This window comes from Testudinibacter crocodili (assembly GCF_006228025.1).
Classification (GTDB): domain Bacteria; phylum Pseudomonadota; class Gammaproteobacteria; order Enterobacterales; family Pasteurellaceae; genus Chelonobacter.
Window position 1 is genome coordinate 1 of sequence record NZ_VDHF01000133.1, and the last position, 4,999, is coordinate 4,999.

The 4,999-nt window shown below is 45.4% G+C and carries 5 protein-coding genes; 2 read left to right on the forward strand and 3 right to left on the reverse strand.

The features are described 5' to 3' along the window. Window positions 1-60: 60 nt before the first annotated feature. The 3 genes from nanQ to FHQ23_RS11750 are packed head-to-tail and all read right to left on the reverse strand — an operon-like array spanning window position 61 to window position 2,181. On the reverse strand, window positions 61-552 hold the full coding sequence (nanQ, locus tag FHQ23_RS11740; protein WP_139614484.1) for an N-acetylneuraminate anomerase: 492 nt from the start codon (window positions 550-552) through the stop codon (window positions 61-63). A gap of 12 nt (window positions 553-564) precedes the next feature. Beyond that, window positions 565-1,476, reverse strand: coding sequence for an N-acetylmannosamine kinase (locus tag FHQ23_RS11745; RefSeq protein ID WP_139614485.1), 912 nt, complete (start codon window positions 1,474-1,476; stop codon window positions 565-567). Between the two features lie 12 nt (window positions 1,477-1,488). Then, window positions 1,489-2,181, reverse strand: a complete 693-nt coding sequence (locus FHQ23_RS11750; RefSeq protein ID WP_139614486.1) for an N-acetylmannosamine-6-phosphate 2-epimerase — start codon at window positions 2,179-2,181, stop codon at window positions 1,489-1,491. A 233-nt stretch (window positions 2,182-2,414) separates the two neighbouring features. Here FHQ23_RS11750 and ansA point away from each other — a divergent pair, with 233 nt between their 5' ends. Both ansA and FHQ23_RS11760 read left to right on the forward strand, forming a co-directional pair. Further along, window positions 2,415-3,425: an asparaginase gene (ansA, locus tag FHQ23_RS11755; protein WP_139614487.1), complete on the forward strand. Its 1,011-nt coding sequence runs from the start codon at window positions 2,415-2,417 to the stop codon at window positions 3,423-3,425. A gap of 127 nt (window positions 3,426-3,552) precedes the next feature. Next, window positions 3,553-4,983 (forward strand): alanine/glycine:cation symporter family protein, encoded by a 1,431-nt coding sequence (locus FHQ23_RS11760; protein WP_139614488.1) that lies wholly within the window; start codon window positions 3,553-3,555, stop codon window positions 4,981-4,983. The last annotated feature ends 16 nt before the right edge of the window (window positions 4,984-4,999 follow it).

Here is a 4,999-nt window from a genome sequence, read left to right on the forward strand (position 1 = left end):
CACAACTTTTGCCTTATTTTATTGTCGAAAAGAGTAGCGAAAAATAGTCTATAGCTCAAATTATAAACAAACATCAACAGACCCTAGTAGTGAATATGGGATCTTAACGACCAATTTCTTCACTTTAACACTCTGCCCGTCCACATGACAACCCGGTTTGTGCGCTTCATACGGAAAGAAAATCGCAAACATGTTTGGCGCAAGCAATACGCTATTTTTATGTGCGATTGGTTGTGCCGTCAATTGGTAATCATCTTCGTCCTGATAGTCTTCATAGCCGCTCAAATCAGGATTTCCGACACCAAATTCAATCAGCTCCGCCCCAGAAATCAATAACTGTACATCTAAGTAACGATGATGCAATTCCGATTTTTTGCTGTCTGCCGCTGCGGTTTCAAATTCCATCACGTTCATGAAAATATCATTATTAATCTCATGTCTGCCCAAGGTTAGTGCTTGCAAGTCTAAGCCTTTTAAATATTCGCAAACTTCAGCAATCATCGGTGATAATCCCAATGTGCCGTTATCTTTGTTCAAATCCCCTAAAATCATATGCTCAATCCCTTATCTTTTATTGAAATTTTTACGGTTTTTTTGTTTTGCAGCTAATTCATTCTGCCACCAAAGTGCCGCACCCAGTAAACCTGCATCTGGTCCGCAAGCCGCTGGCACCACTTCGGTTTGATAAAAGTGCGGTAACTGCTGCAAATAACTGTTCACCAACGGCAAATAGCCTTCCGCCAAACCGACACTGCCACCCAACACTACTCGCTGAATATCATTTGCGATCACTAAATCAGCGATCAAATTGGCAATGCCTCTCGCTGAGCGTTGCACCACTTCAACCGCTTGTGGTACGCCTTGACGAAAACGGGCGAATACTTCTGCCGGTTCACAGGGATCATCCCACTTTGCTGCGGTAGCTTCAATTGCCCGTCCGGCTGCAATCGCTTCAACACAACCTTGTCGTCCGCAGCCACAAATGGGACCGTTTGGATCCGCCAACGTATGCCCGATATGACCAGCAATGCCATTCGGACCAGTTTGCAACTTTCCATTCAAAATAATGCCACCACCAACGCCGGTTGAGACGGTAATGAAAACAAAATTCTCTACTTTTTTCGTCAATAATTGATACTCCGCATAGGCTGCTGCCTGTACATCATTCAACAAACCGATCGGTGCAGCCGTATATTCAGCGATCGTATCCAGCAATGGAAACTCCGCCAAGCCACCCAAGTTTTTCGGGTTAAGTGCGGTCAAGATACCTTTGTTGATGATGCCAGTCGAGGCAACCGCAACCGAGTCAAACATCCCTTGCTGTTGCTGTATAATATCAGCCAGTGCCTGGCTCATACCACTTGCAGCTTCATCCTGTGGCGTTCTGATTTGTTGGCGTTGTTCAATAATTTTGCCGGTAATCAACGCACTGGCAATTTTGGTTCCACCGATATCAATCGCTAAACAACACTTCATGTTAACAGATTCCTATTTATTTTTAACTGCATTAATTTTATCAACAAACCAGCCGACAATATGCTCCAAACGAGTTAGCGCCGAGCCGACCGTGACTGAATAGGCACCGTTTTCAATTGCCATTGCCGCCATTTCCGGCGAGTTATAACGCCCTTCTGCCATCACGCGACAGCCAGCGGCTTTCAAATCTTGCACCAATTTGAGATCCGGTTCTAACGGAATTTCCCCACCGGTATAGCCAGACATGGTGCTACCGATCAAATCGACGCCCAGATTCTGGCAATACATGCCTTCTTCAAAATTGGAGCAGTCCGCCATGGAAAGGCAACCCAGTGCTTTAATCCGAGCAACAATCACATCACGCGCCACCGGGCGAATACGATCCGTACCGTCGAAAGCAATAATATCTGCGCCGGCCACTGCCAAATCATCAATGTCCTGTAAAAACGGGCTAATACGAACCGGGCTATCGTCCAGATCACGCTTTACAATACCGATAATTGGCACATCAACTTTTGCACGAGTGGCTTTTAAATTATCGACCCCCTCAATACGTAATCCCGCAGCACCACCTATTACTGATGCCTGAGCCATCGCTGCCACAATCTCCGGTGAGTCCATCGGACCATCGTCCACCGGTTGGCAAGATGCAATTAACCCCTGTTCAAGTATAGCCAATATTTTTTCTTTATTTATTTTTGACATTTCGACTCCATAGACTGCAAATTTAAAGAAGATTGACTTCAATGCGTATAGAGTAATACTTCATTTCAATCATAACAAGTGAAATCGTTAAAAAATGAGATCTTTATCATAAATTGAACTATCACCGTCAAAATCGACAAAGATAAATCTGATTCCTCGCAGTAGCGCAGCTACTTTTCAACATAGAAAAACGCTATAATTCGCCCATTATTCACGAGGGTCTGTTGATTATTATGCAAAAAAAATCTGTTTACATTGCCTACACCGGCGGCACAATCGGTATGAAACCGTCAAAGTACGGTTATGTGCCACAACCGGGATTTATGTCTTCTTATTTAAACGGCCTACCTGAGCTGCAACGCGCCGAAATACCGCACTTTATTGTACATGAGTATGATCAGTTGATGGATTCTGCCAATATGACGCCGCAGCATTGGCAGCAAATTGCTGATGACATTAAAAAACACTACCACGATTATGACGCATTCATTATTTTACACGGCACGGACACCATGGCTTACACCGCCTCTGCACTGTCATTTATGCTGGAGAATCTAACTAAACCGGTGATCGTTACCGGCTCGCAAATTCCGATTTCCGGGCTGCGCTCCGACGGCTTAACCAATTTGTTGAATGCACTGTATCTGGTCGCCCACTACCCTATCCGTGAAGTTTGCCTATTTTTTAACAATAAGCTGTTTCGTGGCAACCGTTCGACCAAAAGCCATGCAGACGGGTTTGACGCATTTTCTTCCCCCAATTATCCAGCATTAGTCGAGGCGGGGATCAATATTGCCATCAATTATGCAGCGCTAAATGTCGGTGCCAGAGGCGAATTTAAACTGCACAATATTACACCGCAACCGATTGGGATTGTCATGTTATACCCGGGGATTTCCCCTGATGTTATCCGCAATATTTTGCAGCAGCCGGTCAATGCGCTGATTTTATTAACCTTTGGTATCGGCAATGCACCGGATAACCCAGAAATTCTGGATTTGCTGTACAGTGCTTATCAGAAAGGCATTATCGTACTGAATCTGACCCAGTGTTTTGCCGGCAAAGTCAATATGGAAAGCTATGCCACCGGCAATGCGCTGGAGAAAGTCGGTGTGATCAGCGGGCATGACATGACGGTCGAAGCGGCATTGGCAAAGTTGCATTTTCTACTCAGCCAAGATTTTAGTGTTGATGAAGTGCGCGCGCATTTACGCCAAAATTTACGGGGCGAGCTCACACTTTAACCATCCGTCTGGCAACAAAGTACGGTTGATAATTGACTTATGACCGCACTTTGCTAGTATTCGCCTGCTAAATGCACTTATTCCATTTTATTATTTTAAAATAAGCTATAAATATAACAGGAAACTTATGGACTATATACATACCCTATTTAACACCATTGATACCCTCACCTGGGGCTGGGCGCTCATTCCGATGCTGATTATTTTCGGCTTATTCTTCACTGTTGTCGGCGGCTTTGCCCAGTTTAAATACTTTAAACGGATGTTTAAATTCCTACGCAACGACAATAACAGACGTGATAAAAACCAAATCAGTGGTCGCCAAGCCTTATTTGTCTCGATTGGCGGACGTGTCGGTGGCGGCAATATCGCCGGGGTTGCGGTTGCGATCTCCATCGGTGGGCCGGGCGCAGTATTTTGGATGTGGGTGGTCGCCCTTGTCGGCATGATGACCAGTATCGTCGAATGTACCCTCGCCCAACTCTACAAACACAAAACGGCGAACGGGCAATTTCGTGGCGGATCGGCACGCTTTATTCTGCATGGTTTAGGTGAGAAATATCGTTGGATGGCAGTCGCCTATTCCATCTGTTTAATGCTGTCGTTCTCAATCGGTTTTAATGCATTTCAAGGCAATACTGTTGCCGGTGCAGTATTAGACAGCTTGCAAATTGAACGGATGTGGACTGGTATCCTGCTGGCCATTATCGGCGGCATTATCATTTTCGGCGGTATCACTCGTATCTCCAAAGTCTCCGATGTTATCATTCCGATTATGGCGTTCATCTATATTTTTATGGCATTAGCGGTCATTGCCCTGAATATCACCGAAATCCCGGCACTGATTGTTACTATCACCAAAAATGCCTTCGGCATTGATTCTGTGGTTGGCGGCGGTATGGGAATTGCAATCGCACAAGGCATGCGTCGCGGATTATTCTCGAATGAAGCGGGTTTAGGCTCTGTGCCGAATGTGGCGGCAACCGCTCATGTCAGCCATCCGGTCAGCCAAGGCATTGCTCAGTCGCTGTCCGTTTTTATCGACACCATTATCATCTGTAGTTGCACCGCCTTTATCATTTTATTAGGCAATGTGTATGTGCCGGGCGCAGCAATTGACGGCGTGGTCTTAACCCAACAGTCATTGGTAAGCCACTTTGGCGAATGGGCAAAATATCTGCTGACGTTTTCGATTCTCCTGTTTTCATTCAGCACCATTATTTATAACTACTACTTAGGCGAAAACGCGCTGAGCTTCCTGTTCTATGGTAAAAAAGAACAATTGCCGATTTTAATCCTGCGTTGTGTGGTGATCGCCGTACTGTTTCTCGGTGCAACCGCACCAGGCGCAACTGCGGTGTTTTTCTTCTCTGATCCGCTAATGGGCGTGTTGGCATTACTGAACTTGCTGGCATTAGTGATGTTATTCCCACAAGTGGTGCGGTTGATGAACGACTACCGCCAACAATTAAAACAAGGCGTGGAAGAACCAGTATTCAATCCGGAACAATTCCCCGATTTGGATATTGATCGCGAAGCGTGGAAAGTACAAAAATAGGCATAGTAGACAAAAA